The 16,280-nt window shown below is 66.1% G+C and carries 16 protein-coding genes and 1 pseudogene; 8 read left to right on the top strand and 9 right to left on the bottom strand.

What is annotated here, in order from left to right:
* Positions 1–87: 87 nt before the first annotated feature.
* Positions 88–225 (bottom strand): annotated as a pseudogene (locus F0U63_RS48145) (DUF6444 domain-containing protein); the annotation flags it as partial.
* 112 nt (positions 226–337) lie between these two features.
* Between F0U63_RS48145 and F0U63_RS48140 the strand changes: the two are divergent.
* From F0U63_RS48140 to F0U63_RS48125, 4 genes are all read left to right on the top strand, one after another.
* Positions 338–1,843, top strand: a complete 1,506-nt coding sequence (locus F0U63_RS48140; RefSeq protein ID WP_395842130.1) for a hypothetical protein — start codon at positions 338–340, stop codon at positions 1,841–1,843.
* Positions 1,840–2,217, top strand: a complete 378-nt coding sequence (locus F0U63_RS48135) for a hypothetical protein (RefSeq protein WP_395842128.1) — start codon at positions 1,840–1,842, stop codon at positions 2,215–2,217. Before F0U63_RS48140 ends, F0U63_RS48135 begins: the two co-directional genes overlap by 4 nt.
* 195 nt (positions 2,218–2,412) lie before the next feature.
* On the top strand, positions 2,413–2,628 hold the full coding sequence (locus F0U63_RS48130; protein ID WP_395842125.1) for a hypothetical protein: 216 nt from the start codon (positions 2,413–2,415) through the stop codon (positions 2,626–2,628).
* 88 nt (positions 2,629–2,716) lie between these two features.
* Positions 2,717–3,244: a cation:proton antiporter gene (locus F0U63_RS48125; protein WP_395842123.1), complete on the top strand. Its 528-nt coding sequence runs from the start codon at positions 2,717–2,719 to the stop codon at positions 3,242–3,244.
* A gap of 138 nt (positions 3,245–3,382) precedes the next feature.
* Here the strand turns inward: F0U63_RS48125 and F0U63_RS48120 are convergent, their stop codons facing one another.
* Together F0U63_RS48120 and F0U63_RS48115 are read right to left on the bottom strand one after the other, a co-directional pair.
* Positions 3,383–3,772: a hypothetical protein gene (locus F0U63_RS48120; RefSeq protein WP_395842121.1), complete on the bottom strand. Its 390-nt coding sequence runs from the start codon at positions 3,770–3,772 to the stop codon at positions 3,383–3,385.
* Between the two features lie 347 nt (positions 3,773–4,119).
* Positions 4,120–4,683: a TetR/AcrR family transcriptional regulator gene (locus F0U63_RS48115; RefSeq protein WP_395842119.1), complete on the bottom strand. Its 564-nt coding sequence runs from the start codon at positions 4,681–4,683 to the stop codon at positions 4,120–4,122.
* Between the two features lie 173 nt (positions 4,684–4,856).
* Here F0U63_RS48115 and F0U63_RS48110 point away from each other — a divergent pair, with 173 nt between their 5' ends.
* Positions 4,857–6,041: an oxygenase MpaB family protein gene (locus F0U63_RS48110; protein WP_395842117.1), complete on the top strand. Its 1,185-nt coding sequence runs from the start codon at positions 4,857–4,859 to the stop codon at positions 6,039–6,041.
* A gap of 114 nt (positions 6,042–6,155) precedes the next feature.
* On the opposite strand, the gene F0U63_RS48105 is transcribed toward F0U63_RS48110, so the two are convergent.
* From F0U63_RS48105 to F0U63_RS48090, 4 genes are all read right to left on the bottom strand, one after another.
* Entirely contained in the window at positions 6,156–6,800 is a 645-nt protein-coding gene (locus F0U63_RS48105; protein ID WP_395842115.1) for a glutathione S-transferase family protein, read from the bottom strand.
* 87 nt (positions 6,801–6,887) lie between these two features.
* Positions 6,888–7,076, bottom strand: a complete 189-nt coding sequence (locus F0U63_RS48100; RefSeq protein ID WP_395842113.1) for a helix-turn-helix domain-containing protein — start codon at positions 7,074–7,076, stop codon at positions 6,888–6,890.
* Between the two features lie 188 nt (positions 7,077–7,264).
* Positions 7,265–8,431, bottom strand: coding sequence for an FAD-dependent oxidoreductase (locus tag F0U63_RS48095; RefSeq protein ID WP_395842111.1), 1,167 nt, complete (start codon positions 8,429–8,431; stop codon positions 7,265–7,267).
* A gap of 50 nt (positions 8,432–8,481) precedes the next feature.
* Positions 8,482–9,099: a TetR/AcrR family transcriptional regulator gene (locus F0U63_RS48090; RefSeq protein ID WP_395842109.1), complete on the bottom strand. Its 618-nt coding sequence runs from the start codon at positions 9,097–9,099 to the stop codon at positions 8,482–8,484.
* On the opposite strand from F0U63_RS48090, the gene F0U63_RS48085 reads away from it, so the two are divergent.
* The gene (locus tag F0U63_RS48085; protein ID WP_395842107.1) at positions 9,093–9,689 is read left to right on the top strand and encodes a bleomycin resistance protein; all 597 of its coding nucleotides are present in this window, start codon (positions 9,093–9,095) and stop codon (positions 9,687–9,689) included. The two genes, F0U63_RS48090 and F0U63_RS48085, sit on opposite strands and share 7 nt — an antisense overlap.
* A gap of 91 nt (positions 9,690–9,780) precedes the next feature.
* On the top strand, positions 9,781–10,740 hold the full coding sequence (locus tag F0U63_RS48080; protein WP_395842105.1) for a zinc-binding alcohol dehydrogenase family protein: 960 nt from the start codon (positions 9,781–9,783) through the stop codon (positions 10,738–10,740).
* Between the two features lie 282 nt (positions 10,741–11,022).
* Here F0U63_RS48080 and F0U63_RS48075 read toward each other — a convergent pair whose 3' ends face one another.
* Entirely contained in the window at positions 11,023–11,886 is an 864-nt protein-coding gene (locus F0U63_RS48075) for a papain-like cysteine protease family protein (protein ID WP_395842103.1), read from the bottom strand.
* Positions 11,887–12,807: 921 nt separating this feature from the next.
* Here F0U63_RS48075 and F0U63_RS48070 point away from each other — a divergent pair.
* Entirely contained in the window at positions 12,808–13,203 is a 396-nt protein-coding gene (locus tag F0U63_RS48070; protein WP_395842101.1) for an alginate lyase family protein, read from the top strand.
* Positions 13,204–14,316: 1,113 nt separating this feature from the next.
* On the opposite strand, the gene F0U63_RS48065 is transcribed toward F0U63_RS48070, so the two are convergent.
* A complete protein-coding gene (locus F0U63_RS48065; RefSeq protein WP_395842099.1) occupies positions 14,317–16,137 on the bottom strand; it encodes an NERD domain-containing protein in 1,821 nt (606 codons plus the stop codon).
* Positions 16,138–16,280 lie beyond the last annotated feature (143 nt).

The following is a 16,280-nucleotide window of genomic DNA, read 5'->3' as shown; positions in this document are numbered from 1 at the left end:
CGCCTCGCTCTGGCACCCGCGAGTCTCCTCGACGTCAGAACCCATTGGGGTAACCGTTCACCGACTCAGGCAGCGAGCGCGAGCTGGGATTCGGCGCTCCACGAGCTTGTGTTCGGGCTGGCCTCCAGCACGGCGGCCCATGGGCTTCTTCGGATGGCGCCTCGTCCCGGGTCCATCCGTGGACGGCGGCCTCGAGGAGTTGCTCGAATCCTGGCGCAGGCGCCTCCAACCCATCCCTCAGCCTCAACAGGGTCCCCCACCTCGCTTATACGCCGTGATAGCCTGTGCTCGTCTTGAAGAGCGCATCCGAGCGTCCGATCGCTGGAGTACCCGTCCCATGACGAGCCCTCCACCCAAAGGTGCCCAACCCTCCTTCACGCGCGATCCACTCAGTCCGGACACATTCGCTACCCTTCTGCGCGAACTTGACCGCATCGGCAAAGGCCACTCGGGGGGGACCCTCCAGCTCAATGGGAAAGGTCATTCCCTCACGCACCAACAGGTTCTCGCGCTCCGCAACACAGCGGCGAGAGAGTTGACGCAGGCAGCATCACGCGTACGGATTTCAGCCGAGACGGCGCTCGAGAGTTATCGGTATCAGCAGCAGACCAACCGGGAGCATTGGGTTGTCTCCCCCGTAGTCCATCTGTTCGGCCGTGTTCAGGACCCAGGTCCAGAGCTGAACGCGCGTGTGACCGAGGTGCGGCAAGCCACGGATACGGTGCGGGCCAGACTCGCGGCGTCGCACCTGTCAGGCGCGCTGACGTACTTACTGCGCGCGGAGCGTGCGTCGGAGGCGGCACGCGACCTGTGGCGGCGGTACCAAGAAGGCATCATCAACGGCAGCGATACGGCGGTGACCGCCCTCGAGTTCACGCGCAACGCCTCATTCATCACGCTCGGGGTGCTCGCCACGATCGGGACCGGTGGCTTGGGGTTCACTGCCACTACGACGGCCTTCGGCATCGAGATGGGAGCCACGACCGCACTGACAACGGTCAACACCCTGACGGTCGCCGCACCCGTCGTGGCACAGCTCGCGCAGGCTGGGGTGCGCACGGCGCTGGGAGATCGCGTCGACTGGGTCCGGGTGGGCGTGGATGCCGCAGTGGATGTCATCACGGCACGGGCCGGCGGGAATCTCAGCCAAAAATTGTTCCAGCGGCTGGGAGGCAACCCCGCGGTTCAGCGGCTCGGCGCCAACTTGTTCAGCCGCATCGTTTCAAGTGTGGTTGTCTTTGAAGGCACAACGGTATTCCGTGAGGTTGTTGACGCCGTGTATCGCAGCCTGCGCGGGCAACCCATCATGTGGCATCAGTTCGAGGACCGTCTTGTCTCGCGATTGCTGGATCCGAAGGGCCTGTTCTTCGCCAGCTTGATGGGAGCCGTTCAAACTCATGTGGACCGGAGGTACGGCTCGCCACGCGACTTCGTGGTGGTCGACCGGAACGGACGCCCAGTCGGCAACCCCGACGAGATGCGGGGCGGCGTGTTGTACGAGGACAAGAGCGCGGCCGGGTTGAACTTCATCCCCCCAGGAAAGACCGCTCCTCAGCAGACACCCCAGAAATGGGCCGAACGTCAAATCCATGACGCCACCGTCAACCGGCTGCAACGCATTCCGGCCGAGGGCGTCGGGACCCAGATGGGCGCGACTCCCGAAGCGACCCGGAGCGTACCCGCGTTGTCCGATGTCCTCCCCACCCGGAAGTATGTGTTTCGTATTGAAGGGGATGGGTCCGCGCTTCGGAGCGCGGTGAATGCGCAACTGGCGCGCCTGCGGGTTGCTTTCCCGGGCTGGACCTTCTCCGCTGAGTTCGGATACAGGCCGCGAAAGCGATGAGCCTCAACGTTTTTGCCTACCGGCGCGAGCATCCGGAAAGTCCGCCCACCTTCCTCGATGAGGAGATTGCTCCGCCGTTCAATGAGCTTGCTGGACCCGAAACAGCCCGCCAGCTCTTCTGGGGCTCGCTGGCACTCGAGCGCCGTGGTCTTCGCATGTTGCCGCTCCTCCACCACGGAGAGGTATGGGCCGAGGGAGCGGCAGAACTCGACGTGTTGGAGTCGGAAGCCAGGCGAATCCTCGCCGACCTCGATGCCATCTGCCGCGAGACGAAAAGCCGCCCGGGGGTGGCGTTCTGGATTCAAAATATCCTCGAGGCAATCCGGGTCGCGCGTCGAGTGACGAATGGAGTTGGAGGCGTCTACATCGGTTGAATGTCCATCCGCATGCCACCCTCGCGGGAAAGGTGTCGCGGGAAAGGTGTCCGCGGGAAAGGTGTCCGACGATTTGTAGTCGGCGGGATGTCGGAACGAGTTCTTTGACACCTTCCCCGGCTGGGCTTCCTCGCCAAGACGGAGCTCCTGCGCGCGGCGCTGCTCGGCGAGCGCTGGTGGCTGGCGGGCTTCGTCGTGCTCTCGAGCGTGCTGTCGCTGGTGGCGCTCGCGCGCACCTTCCAGCGGCTGTACTGGGTGGAGGCCCGGGCGCGCGAGGCGCATGACGGGGCGGCGAGCGGGGTGGTGCTGGCGCTGGCGTTGGTGGGGGTAGGCGTGGGCGTGTGGCCCGAGCCGCTGCTCGCGGTGAGTGCCCGGGTGACCGGGGCGCTCGCGGGGGGCGGGGGGCCATGAGGGGCTGGGTGATGCCCTGGGTGCTGCTCACCGGGGTGTTCGTGTTGATGGTGGGCCACGTGTCGGTGGCGGAGCTGGCGCTGGGAGCGTGGTGTCGGCGGGGCTGCTCGCGTGGAGCGGGCGCTGGCTGCTGGACGGGCGGACGCCGGGGGCGGTGGGGCCGAGGCGGCTGTGGGCCTTCGGGGTGCTGGTGGGCGCGGTGCTGGTGGACGTGGTGCGAGGCACCTGGAGCATGGGGCGGCTGATTCTCGGGCCCTGGCCGGGGGAGCGGCAGGGGGAACAAGGCGGGGCCGCGATGAGGGCCGAGGCGCTCAAGTGGGTGGCGGACGCGCTGGTGCTCCTGGGGCTGGTGGCGGTGACGGTGACGGTGGTGGGCATCATCCGCCTGCCGGGCATCCTCATGAGGGTGCACGCGGCGGGGCAGGCGGTGTTCGTGGGCGTCGTCATCATCCTGATGGGGGCGGTGGGCTCGGGGCAGTGGCCGCTGATGGGCCGGGCGCTGCTGGTGGCGGTGTTCCTGATGCTCACCGCGCCCATGTCCGCGCACGCCATCGCCCGCGCGGCGGCGCGCGAGCAGGGGGAGCCCGCGGCGGAGGAAGTGGACGCGGGGGAGTGAGCGGCGTGCCGCTCTGGTTGGAGGACGTCGCCATGCGTTTCCGAGCGTGCATCGCACTTCTGCTCTATGTTCTTCCGCGCACGCCAGCAGGGCGCCTGGGCGGGACCCGGGTGCCTGCGCTGGGGGCGCTTCGTGCGCTCAGGTCGCGGGGTCGAGCCGGAGCCTCAAGGCCTGTGGCGCATAGCCGGGTGAGCAGCAATTGCACGCCGTCTGCTCTTCCTGGGGCACATTCACTTCCAGGTGGACTGGATGGAAGCCTTCCGCCTGGATGTCGAGGACATACTGGCCCGGCCCCGTGCCGATGAAGCAGGAGATTTCATCCGGCCCGAAGCGGGCGCACGAAGGGTTCTCCACTCCCGTCACGGTGATATCAGGGAGTGATCGTCCAGCGGGTGACCTCACGACGAGCGACACGGGCGGGGTGTAGACGGCCGGACAGGGTTGTTCCCGGCAGACCTCGTCGACGGGGTTCTCGACACAGGCGGACAGCATCAACGAGGTAAGGAGGCCAAGGCTTCTCGATGTCATGTCCAGCGGGAATGCAGAATGTGTACCCGCCCGTCCGAGGGCCTTCGGGCAGGGCTCTGCACGAGGTCCCGGCGCGCGGAGGAAGGTCGGTGAGTCGCCTCGGAAATCAACGAGGGTGTCAAAATCTCGAGGACTGAAGGCCGCGCGGGTCACGGCAACCGAAGCCTCTGGCGCCGTGAGAAGCGCATAAGAGGAATGGGGGCAATGTGGAGGGCAGCGGGGGGGAGCAGAGGGGCAGAGGAAGGTTGCTGATGGGAGCCCACGAACTGTGAGCCATGCCGGTGCACTGTGGGTGGAGACCCCCTGGGCCCGGGCTCGTGTCGCCACGTGAACCAACTCCCAGGGGCCTACCGGCGCGCCCGCGGCGCGGTGCGCCCGAGGATCCGCTCGGCGGCCGACAGCAGGTACTGGTTGAGTTCCGTGTCCGGGAACGAGGGGAACCAGGCCGCCGCGTTGCGCAACCCACCGAGCGCCACCGCCAGGTACACCTGGTCCTCGGGCGTCATCGACTCCTCCCCGAAGAGCAGCCGGATGCGCTCGGCGAAGCGCTCCATCTTCTCGCTGACCACCGGGCTCGCCGCCGCGATCGGATCCTGTTCCAACAGGGTCAGCAGCCCTCGATGCTTGACCAGCAGCGACACATAGCCCCGCACCGCCATGCGCCAGCGCGCCGCCCTCCCCGGCTCGGCCTCCGCCTCGTCCAGGAACCGTTGCAGATCCGTGAACGCCGGTTCCGCCACGGCCGCCAGCAAATCCTCCTTCGTGCGGAAATGGTAGGACACCGCCGCCTTGGACAACCCCATGGCCGTGGCGATCATCTGGATGGACGCGCCCTCGTAGCCATGTTCCGTGAACAGCTCGAGCGCCGTGCGGATCATCCGGTCCCGCGTCTGCTCCGATTCCGCCCTCATCCTTCCTCCTCTCCGGCCACTGTATGGACTGGACGAGCGTCCAGCAACCCACTGGCCGATCGTCCAGCATTCACTTGACGATCGTCCAGCTCCTGGTGATACAAGGACTGGACGATCGGCCAGCAACCCCGTTGGCCGAGGCTCGGCGGTGAACCAGGACAAGGGAGAGCATCATGAGCGCGACGGAGCAGGACAGCGGGTTGCCCGGCAGGTGGGTGCATCACGAGGCCGCGCGGGCCCGGTATGGCCAGAGGGCGGACCTCATGGCACGGATGGTGTCGGTGGGAGATCCCCTCGCGGACGCGGTGATCGGCGAGCTGGACGTGCTGGGCAAGGCCGGCAGGGAGCAGCTCGACGCCGGCCTCGTCAACGGCCTGGACAGCTTGAAGGATCCACCGCCGGCCATCGCCGCGCTGCTGCGTCAGCTCGAGACCGTGCCCGAGTGGGTCGACCGCGAGGCGCTGCTCCAGGGCGACGTCGTGTCCCAGTCCATTCCACCGTTCTGGCACGACCTCGCCTTCTCCGCCGGCTCGCTGGTGCACACCTACCGTGCGCCCGCCATCGCCCGGCTGCTCACGCGCACCGGCCAGCTCGCCACCCAGGCGTCGAGGCGGCTGTTGGAGACAGGCATCTGGAACATGCACAGCATGCTGCCCGGAGGGCTGGTGCGCGGTGCGCCCGGCTACATCCACACCGCCCAGGTCCGGCTGCTGCACGCCCGGGTGCGCGCCACCGCGCTCCAACACGGCTGGGAGCGCCAGCAGTGGGGCGTCCCCATCAACCAGACCGACGTCGCGCGCACCTGGCTGGACTTCACCGTGGTGCCCTGCCGCGCCCTGGACGCGCTCGGCTTCTTCCTCTCCGAGCCGCAGCAGGAGACCCTCTACCGGCACTGGTGGTACGTCGGCTACCTGTTGGGCCTGGACGAGAGCCTCTTCCTGCCCGTGCGCAACCATGCCCAGGCCGGGGAGTTGCTGGACCTGGTCGACTCCACCCTCACGCCGCCGGACGAGCACACACGCGCCCTGACCGCGGCCCTGCTGGACTCCACCGCGCAGGTGCTCTGCTCGGTGAAGGGCTCGCCCTTCACCATCCCCATGGCCCGGCAGATGCTCGACACCCTGACGCGTACGTTCCAGGGCGATGCGGCCGCCGACGCCCTGGGCATTCCGCCCGCGTCGGGCACCGCGCTGCTTCCGCTGATCGCGCTGGGCAATGCCGAGCTGTGGCGCTGGCAGCACCGCTCACCCGAGGCCGCGGCACAAGCGCGCGAGGAACACCTCGCCGCCTACCGCGCGCGGACGACCCTGGCGCCCGATGGAACGGAGTACCAGAAGCACGTGAAGGCCGTGGGCTGAGACAGCACTCCTGGCCCATTCACTGACGGCTCGCGGACGACCCGCGGGCCCGGGCTCCTGTCGTCACGTGAACGAACGGAGCCGCCGGGGCCTGCTCCGCGCGAGAGAGCAAGATCACCGCGGCACCGGCGGCAACTCCGGCGCGCTCAAGCCCGCGAACGGATCCGCCCACGCCGGCAGCGCCATCAGCCGTTGGTGCCACCGGTCCACGGCTGGGTAGTCCGCGAGCGGCAGGCGCGCCACGTCGTTGAACGGCAGGAACACCGCCATGCGGAAGTCCGCATAACTGAGCCCGCTCGGCAGCAGCCAGTCGCGGTCGCGTAGCTGGTCCTCGAGGATCGTGGCGCTCGCATGGAAATGCGACAGCCCTTCGTCCAGCGCGGCCTGGTCGAACGGTCCGAGGCCGTAGCGCGGTTTCGTACCCCGTTCGAAGTGCACCATGTCGCAGGCGCGCATGAAGTGGTCGCGCGCCCAGCTGACCCACCGGATCATGCCGGGCAGGTCGTGGCCGGTGCGCCAGAAGTCCGACCCCACCAGCTGCGACAGCCGGCAGGCGATCGCATCCGCCTCCCACAGCGACCCGCCTTCCTCGGCCAGGATGGGCAGGCGCAGCGACGGGTTCAGGTGCCGGTACCGCTCGGCCTGGCCTGGCGCCAGCGGCTCCGCGAACTGGAAGCTGACGGGCGCCGCCAGATGCCGGGCCACGGCCACCGCGAGTCGCGGGTTGGGGTTGCGGGAGAAGTAGAGGGTCGTCGTCATGCGGGCGATGAAACCGATACCATGGACGCCGGGCAGTATGCGACCGGGGCACCGAAGCTCACCTTGGCAGGCGTCCTCCGTGCGTGGTCATCGCGCAGCTTCTCGCATTCGCCTTCTGTAGTGCCCTGGTGGTTCGCCAGCCCAGACGCGGAACGCCTTGCTGAACGTCACCTCCGTCTCGTAGCCGACTTGCTCCGCGATCTGCGCAAGCCCGTCGTTGCTGGTGCACAGCAGTCCCGCCGCGAGGTGCATCCGGCGGTGGGTGACGTAGGCCATGATTGAGATCGCGCCGCCCATCGTCGCGACCGGACTCGACAAGAGGAGTCAGGCTCGGCGTCCCGCGGAGGGAGCTGGATCGCCCGTCCTCTCCGCCGAGACCTTCGCGAGCGAGGCGGTGCAGCGCTTCGAACAAGGTGAAGCCGAGATCGTCACATGCTCACTCCCACTCGAGCCGGGAAGCCACGTCACGCGGCCCGAGCGCCCTCGCGGCGCGCGCTGTAGAAGCTTCGCATCCCCTCCATCATCCAGCCACGAGGCGTGAGCGCGAGGAAGGAATCGCGAACCGCCACCACCGCCCGGTTCCGTCCAAGAATCATCGACCCCATCCACCGGGCCTTGCGCTGGAGCCGCTCGGCGATGGGTTGCACGCGGGCCGAGTAGGTAGCGAGCGCGGCCTGGGCGTCGGAGGTGGTGCTCAGCGCCTCGGTCAACACGGCGGCGCTCTGGAGCGCGAAGGCACTCCCCATCCCCGACAGGAACGTGGGGCACGCGGCGGCGTCACCCAGCAGGCCGACCCTCCCGCGCACGATGGAGTCGAGGCGGATCATCTTGATGTCGTCGACGAACACGAAGCTCTGGTCGTCGATCCTCGCGAAGGCGGTGCGCACCTCCGGTGCGAAGGCGTTGTACTCACGGGCGAAGAACGCTCGCGTGGCGGTGGCCCCCCGGAGCTTCGGCCGGAGGAGCTCCCCGCCGTGGTACACGATCACCGAGAGGCGCCCCGGTGCGCTCGGGACCATCGCCACCATCTTGCCGCGGCCGAGATACGCCGAGATCTCCCCGAGCTCGAGCCCATGCGCCACATCGATGTCGATGGCGACGTAGCTGCCTCCGAGCAGAAGCTCTCCGCTCTCGCCGAAGAGCCGCTTGCGCACCTTCGAGTGGACTCCATCGGCGCCAATCAGCATGTCTCCCCACTCCTCGCGGCCATCGGAGAGCACCACGGTCACGCGCCCGGCCTCCTCGCGGAAATCGGTGACCTCGGTCCCAAAGCGGACGTCGACGTCGTCCCGCACGCGCCGGTGGAGCACATCGTGGAGATCGGCCCGCCGGATCGGGAGGAACCCCCCCAATCCCGCGTTCAATGCGGCCAGGTGCTCGGCACGCAGGAGCTGCCCTCCCTGTGTGCGGAACCGCACCCGGCCCGAGAGCGGAAGCGCACGGGCCTCGCACTCCTCGCGCACCCCAAGCCGGTCGAGCATGGTCACGCCCTCGGCCTTCAGCGCAACGAAGTGGCCCTGCGGGCGGAATTCGCGCGCCCGCTCGATCACCAGGCAGTCATGGCCCGCGTCGCGGAGAAGCCGCGCGAGGGCGAAGCCGCCAATTCCACCTCCCGAGATGATCACCTTCATGTTCATTCCTCCTTCGGTTCGAGTGCGCGGTTTCGGCGCACACACTGCACTCAAGGGCGCAGCAGGCGCTGATACGTGTCGAACACCACCCGCGCGTGCTTGCGCACGACGGCCTCGCTCAACGTCTTGCGGCCGGCGACGAGCGCCTCGTCGAGCGCGGAGTCGCTCACCACCATCAGCGAGACCAGCAGCTCGACCGGGAGATCCGTGCGCACGCAACCGAGCTTGCGGCCCAACTGGATGACCGAGCGGAACTGCTCCTCCTGCCGACGACGCAGCATTGGGGCCAACCTCGGGCTCGCGCGCAATTGCTGGCCGAGCTGACGGAACGCGCCGAGCAACTCGGGGAATTTGCAAGCCGCCAACAGCCAGGCCGAGAAGGTCTGCTCCAGGCTCGGCCAGAATTCCTCGGCACTCACCGGCTGCTGGGGCAGAAGCGGCGGAAGCTGCGCCTCCAGGCGGTCGTACAGGTCCTCCGCGACGGCCGTGAAGAGGTCCTCCTTGTCCACGAAGTAATAGTAGTAGGCCCCCTTGCTCAGGCCCGCCTTCGCGAGGATCGCATTGAGCGAGGCCCCCTCGATTCCCTTCTCCGTGAACTCATGGAGCGCGATGCGCAGCAGCTCGGCGCGTCGGGCCTCGGGAAGTTTGTAGAACCGCTCGAGTGGCATGGACCAATGGTATAGACCACTGGTCTAAAACGCAATGCATTCTCGCCCATCTCGCCTGCTCTGGGACGCGGCCAACGGCGTGCGCGTCTTCTCGCCTCCAGCCAGTGGACGGCGCCCTCGTTCGCAAGGACACTGGAGCGGGGACCCGAGGTGGGTGTCCCCGAGGTTGGCCAGAGGCCGGCACTACCTCGAACGTGATATGCAGGAGTTCCGCCTTCGGTGCCGCCGCCATGCCCCAGACCGTCATCCCGCAGCTGCGCATGCGTCACGCTGATACCACCCTGCCGTTCTACGTGCGGGGTCTGGGCTTCGTCATCGACTGGCAACACCGCTTCGAGCCCGGCTTGCCGCTGTTCGCCCAACTCACCCGCGATGGCCAGACGATCTTCCTCACCGAGCACAGCGGCGACTGCGAGGTCGGCGGCGCGGTGTACTTCATCGTCGAGGACGTCGACGCCCTGCATCGCGCCTTCAGCGCCGCGGGGGTGCCGATCGAGCAGCCGCCGCACGATACGGAATGGGAAACCCGCGAAATGCTGCTGGTCGACCCGGACGGCAACCGCCTGCGCTTCGCCACCGACGCGGGCTGAACCGTCCGGGCTGCGTAGAGGCGGAACGAGTTCTTTGACACCTTCCCCGGGCCCGTCCTGGTATGGACTTCCCCACTCGAGGAGGAGCGCGATGAAGGCAGCGGTCTACGACGTGGCGGGCGGCCCGGAGGTCTTGCGGTACGCGGAGATCGAGGACCCGGTCTGCGCCGACGATGGCGTGGTGATCGAGGTGGAGGCGATCTCGATCGAGGGAGGCGACCTCATCCACCGCGCGATGATGCCGCCGCCCCACCCCGCCTATGTGGTCGGCTACGCGGCGGCGGGAAGGATCGTCGCGGTCGGCGGAGCGGTGCGCCATCGCCGCGTGGGCCAGCGGGTGACGAGCTTCGACATGGCCGGCTCCCACGCCGCCCTGCGCGCCGTGCCGGCCGCCCAGACCTGGCTCGTGCCCGAGGGGCTCGACGCCGCGGCGGCCGCCGCGCTGCCCATCTCGTTCGGCACGGCCCACCATTGCCTGTTCGCCCGGGGCGCGCTGCGCTCGGGCCAGACGGTGTTGGTCCAGGCCGGTGCGGGAGGCGTCGGACTCGCGGCGATCCAACTCGCCCACCAGGCCGGGGCCCGGGTGCTGGCGACGGTGTCGGGCGAGGCACGGGCAGCGCGCCTGCGGGAGCTCGGCCTCGCGCACGCCATCGATCATCGCAAGGAGGACGTGGCCGCGGAGGTCAAACGCCTGACGGACGGACTGGGAGCGGACCTGGTCGTCGATCCGGTGGGCAGTACCCTGGCCGTGTCCCTGGCCGCCTTGAAGCCCGAGGGGCGATTGGTGTTCGTTGGCAATGCCGGAGGCTCCGCGCTGACGCTCGATCTCTGGCCGGCGCTGCAAGCCAACCAGTCCCTGTTTGGTGTGTTCATGGGACCCCTGCTCACGCGGCCCGAGGTCTACCAGACGGTGGACATGCTCCTGCACGAGGCCGCCTCCGGCCGGCTCCCGGTGGAGATCGCCCGGCGTTTTCCCCTGGCCGAGGCGGTGGGGGCGCATCGCCATGCCCGGGAAGGCCAGGTGGTCGGCCGCGTGGTGATGATTCCCTGAGGTCCCGGGGTGGAGCGCACCCGGCACGCCCGAAAAGGTGTCAGACGATTTGTAGTCGGCGGGATGTCGGAACGAGTTCTTTGACACCTTCCCCGCGCCGGGGAAGGAACGGGTCTGGGGTTGTCCATCAGCCACGACATCATCGTGGGCTCCCACCAGGGTGACCTCCGCCTGGAGTCCGTGGAAGGGGAGTTCTCCGAGATGATCACCGAGTTGCCCAAGCACGCGCCCCGGGCGTGAGGGCTCGTCATCGTGTCACTCGTAATGTCCCACCTGATCAACCTAATCACAGACTTGCATTCTATCTCCCGTAGCATGCTGCGTGTGCTGGCATGGTGAGACATCCCCCAGAGGATGTGCGACGTGTGAGCAGGGGACGCCATCTCCACCAGGATGGCATGGACCTACCGTGTACCCGTACTGACAACCATGTGGGCATGGGAGCATGTCCACGGCGTGAAGGGCATGCATGCACGGGGATCCATCTCCCTGTGGATGGGCTGGGTGCTGACAGGCTCTCGTCACCGTCCGGCACACTGGACCCGAGGTCAGTTCCACGTCGCCGTCATCACCGAGCTTCGTTACGTCGATCTGAACGAGGAGCATGGTGGAAAACCATTCGGGAGCGCTGAGCACACGCCGCCCTCCATTCGTCGGCCACGGATCCCGAACCGTGGCCTGGATGACCTGGCCCGCGCCTGAAGGGACCACATCGTACGTGAGTGCCGTCAGCACCATCGCATGACCCAGCGTCCCAATGATCAGGGGTCGGCCCTTCGCGAGTTCCGCCGCCGCCTGGGGAGGCGTGGCGTTCAGGGTCGAGGTGCGCACGCGCCACATTGCACCGCGCGAGTCTCTCCAATCGCGATTCAAGCTCTGGGCGATGGCTCCTGGGGACCCTGGCATGTTCATGATCGAACCGTACGCTTGGGAAACGATATCCTGCTGTGGGATAGAGAGCCCATAGTGGGAGAAGACCATCGAAATCGAGGCTGCCCAGCACCACTGACTCATCTGCTGAAACTGATGAGCAGAGATAGTCTCCGCACGAAATGACGAAAGACCTGACTGGCAGCGCTGTGCTCCACCAGAGCCGATGGGTTCACATGAAAGATCCGCCTGCCCCGCGACAGGCAGCAAAATCATGAAACAACTCCCAAGGAGAGACATGCTGCGGGCGATCATATGGCACTCCCATCATCGAAAAGGACTGCGCCGCGAAGAAGTTTCAAGGACAGTAGCAGGTCCGTCCCCAGGGAATGGTCGAACCATAGGGATCGCAAAAGCCGAGGCCATAGCATGGCTGCACGATGTTCTGGCCGGATGCACAGAGGTTGGTCGAACTCACCTGTCCTGGACCCGCCGGGCCCCAACACCCGCACTGGAGTGTTATATCGCCACACTGCTTCTTGGACGTGGTGGGCGTCGAAGAAGGGGACTCCACCTCGCCCTGACATTCTCCGTACTCACAAACCCGATTCCCTTTACAGTCCGTGTCCTTGGTACAATCCGGACATCCCGATAGAATCAAGGAAAGATTGCACACTGCCAACAGTGAAATAATACGCATCCGACGGTCCCCCCAACTGATTGTTGCTCAAAAGCGACCAGAAAACAGGCAAACTGCTTGAGTTTCCAGCCTCCATTGCTCTGAAGCGATCGTTCTTGGCTTCAAATACTATTCTTGAGTCTGCCAGAAAGCCCCACCAGAAGGCTATTATACGCTATTCCACAGGCCACCTCAAGCGCCAGAAAACGCCCACCCCACATTGATGTGACAGTGATGTTAAATCAAGACAAAGCTTTTATCCAAGATTTCATGGGGAAATTTAGCTTCCGCGAAGATTCTAGGGTTTAATTCCTGAATAACCGACCTTTCTAAATCCGCCTGCTCTCCTTGAATTTCATTTCCATGACCGCGCTCACGGGAGAGTCCGCGCAGAAGGATCGCACCGTGAAGTGGGTAGATACCTTCGCCGACAAAGCCAAGAACATGCAGGTCAATAACAATATTATCCTACCTTCTTCCGTGGCTTCGCCGCCGCACTCAAAGGGGATGCCTCGGCAGTGTTCAAACAGGCCAGCCCCATTATTAGTGCCATGGACAGTCAAGCCAAAGGTGACGGATTGGTGCCCAAGGAACTCAAGCGCAACCAATTCCTACACCACGACATCCACGCGCTCCAGCCGGTGACGGCCATGGCAGAAGTGGCATGCTCGGCCTGGGCGGTTATCTACAACATGCCCGCATCCCAAAAGCTGGGCAGGAGCTTGGTACTACCCGATCACTTCCCCAAGCTCTCTGCGCTTTTCGAGGGAAATTTTTCTCGGAGAGTGCGTGAAGTAACCAAGTGGTATTGGCACAAAGGTGTGGCGGAGCAGGCCGCTCACTTCTTCAGGTTCCGACTCTGCACTAGAGCAGAAATGGCCGGAGTTTCGCGCCCAGGGCGAAGACACCGTTGAACTTAGTGAAGCAGGCGGCAGAGGAGGGCCTCGGCCCGGATCAAGCCGCCTGCCTTCATCGCCTCCAGTATCGCCGCGACATGCCTTCTCCATGGCCACAGCAGGCCCGCGCTGGAGCGCTCTCAACGCACCTCGGCGATGGGCCCCGAAAAGGTGTCAGACGATTTGTAGTCGGCGGGATGTCGGAACGAGTTCTTTGACACCATCCCCCGCTCCCTTCCTTCAGGTACGCCAAGACTCGCCGCCTGCCTCCACATCTCACGCAGGCGAACACGTCGAAGTCGAACGTCTTCCTCAGCAGTTGCGCCCAGTCCACTCGCGGCGTCCTCTCCTTCTGCGGCTCCTTGCTGGCCGCTGCCTCGAGCGCCACGCTCCGCCTCCCCCGCTCCTGCTGCTTGGGGGAACTCTCGGCCTCCGCGCTCTCACCGAACACTGAGGACAGCCGCCTCCGGACGTAGACCACGCCGAGCCCTGCTCTCTTTGCATCGCCCATCGTTCGCTCCCGTGGTGCTGTCCCGCGTGCCGGGCATAGGAAGGCCAGGTGGCTACCGTCGCGGACGACGCGGACCGCCGGACTCGTCCAGAAGCACCTCCGAGCATAGAATGAATGGAAGCCCACATTGCGCTCCGGCATTTCTGCTCTGCAGCCGCAGAGTGCCCGGGGTGCGTACTGGGACGCGCGCGCCTGGACCAGCCCGAGCCCGGCCTGGCTCTGGCGCACGCACCGCGCCCCTCGGGCCCGCCTCCAGGGCGTCCCTCCTCTCTCCCCGCCCCTCGCACGCGCTCCCGCGCCGCGCCCTGTCCTCACCCACGTCGGGCGGCCCCTGCGCGGGCGCCAGCGGCGGTGCACGCGTGGGCAGCGCCAGGTGAGCAGGCGCTCGCTCCACCAGCCGAAGGACTCTCTGTGCATGGGCGCGGCTCATAGCACTGGCGCTCTCCAAGCGCGCAGCAGAGGCGGACGTCGCGAAGCTCGCTGCTTCGGCGCGCAAGACAATCCTGGCGGAATGCGAGGCGACATTGGGCCTGCGCGAGGCCGTGAGGGGCTGAACGTGCAGTTCGACAGCGCCGCCGGTTCGTCATCACCCGGTGACGAAGCGTCCCGTCGTCTGCGTGTCAGAGCCGGAGTGGGACTGCGTTCGCGTCGAAGAAATCGGAGTACCGGCCGTTGCCGGTATCGATTACGACCAGGTTCTGGCGGGCCCGGGTGATGGCAGTGTAGAGGAGCTCGTCTGTTGTCCACGCCTCCTCGTGGCGCTCCGCGTTCTCACCCAAGACGACGACGACGGTGTGGCCCTCCCAGCCCTTGAAGGAGTGGATGGTGGAGAGCTTCACGGTTCCGGCCTTCATCTCGAATTGGCGCTTGCGGCCGCGACGGATGTCATTCACCTCTCGGTCGAACGCCTGCGAGTCCTCTCCGTGCCGGCCGGCGAGTAGCTTTCTCTCCTCGTTGGTCTCGAACGTTCGCGTGGTCTTCTCGCCCGCGACCCTGCGGAAGTAGTCGTCGAGGTCGCGAAGGACGTCGATGAGGGGAGAGACGATCGTGAGGTCGTTGGGGTGGATGCCGAGCCTCTCGGCGAGGCCCTGGATGAGTTCGAACAGCTTTGCCGCGGTCATGCCGGGGCGGTGGCCGTAGGTGATGAGCGGAGGCGCGTGGAAGAGGTCCGACTGGACGAGGCTGATTTCATCGTCGAAGACGTACTTGTCTCCGTAGACCGACCGCTGAAAGGCCTGAGCCAGGCCGACGAGCCCAGCGTTCAGACGGAACGAGTCGGTGAGCTCGTTCCATCGTCCGGGGATGGTGGTGTTGGGCCTGCGCTCCTCGTCGAGCTTTTGGCCGTAGACGTTCTGCTTCTCGTCGCCGAAGACGACGAACTCTCCGTCGGGCGTGAGGAAGTACCGCTTTAGAGTGCGGAGCCAGGCGGTCTCGTAGTCTTGGACCTCGTCGACGAAGATGGCGGGGTAGCGGGGCGTCAGGTGCTCGGCGGGCGCGAAGAAGTCTTCGTCGGAGCAGGCCTCAAAGAACGCCTCCGGCATGGCGAGGCAGAGATTGGTCGCCGTGGACTTGAAGAACTCGTGGTAGTTGCTGATGTAGAACGCGTCCCACTTGAAGCGAAGGCGAACCTCGCTGATCCGGTCGCGGATGTAGTTCCGGAGTGTGAGGTTGAAGGTCAATACGAGGACGGTGCTGTTCGTCCGGGCGTGCGCGCGGACGGCCCGGCCGGCGAGAACGTGGGTCTTTCCGCAGCCGGCGACGCCGCGAATCTTCTGCTGGACGCCCGCGCGGCTCTCCACGAGCTGCTTCTGCTTCCCCCGGTAGACGATAGGCTTCCCCTCCTCCTCGGTGTGGCTCGGCGGGACGAGGTAACGGCGCAGGGCGCGGTAGAGTTCGTCGTCCCAGTACTGCGAACGCCGGTGGAGCCAACAGTCACGGAGCAGGCGCACCCACCTCTCCCGCGTGAGGGAGTCTCCTCCCAGGACATGGGTATTCGGTGGCTTCTCACACTTCTTCCGCGCGTCGGCCTCTGAAGCATGGTGGAAGTAGACGGCGGTGGAGACGAGCTTCGCGCTCTTCGAGTTCTCGATCTTCTTCTCGAGGAGCTGACCGACGTGGAGGTTGAAGAGGTTCCACTTGTACTTCTCGACCTGTTCGACCGGCGAGAGGATGGGCACTCCGTCCGTCACGAGCCTCCAGGTCTTTTTGTCCTCGTAGGCGTAGCCGGAGAGGTCCCAGTCCTTCACCTCGATGATGAGGGCTCCGGCGTCGCGGCGGACGAGGACGATGTCCGGGCGGTCGCCGTTGAAGAAGGGCTGGACGAAGATCTCGTACTCGTCGTCCAGCGTTTCGCTGAGGAACGCAACCAGGTGCGCTTCGCCTGGCTCGAGGGGCACCTTGAGCGAGGCGAGCTTTTCCAGGGCAGGGTAGCAGTCGGCCATGCGGATTCTCACCAGGGCAAGGGGCTCACTGCCTCCAGCAGACGGTGACGACAGTATAGTGCTCGAAGCGCTTGGCGTCGCGTCCCCTGTCCGTGGCGAACCGGCGCCAGCTCCGCTTCGAGAAGGCGTACGAGGAAGCACCG

Origin of the sequence: Cystobacter fuscus, assembly GCF_044360685.1 — a bacterium.
Lineage (GTDB): Bacteria > Myxococcota > Myxococcia > Myxococcales > Myxococcaceae > Cystobacter > Cystobacter fuscus_C.
The sequence above is the reverse complement of the archived record's forward strand: the minus strand, read 5'-3'. Positions and strand labels throughout refer to the sequence as shown.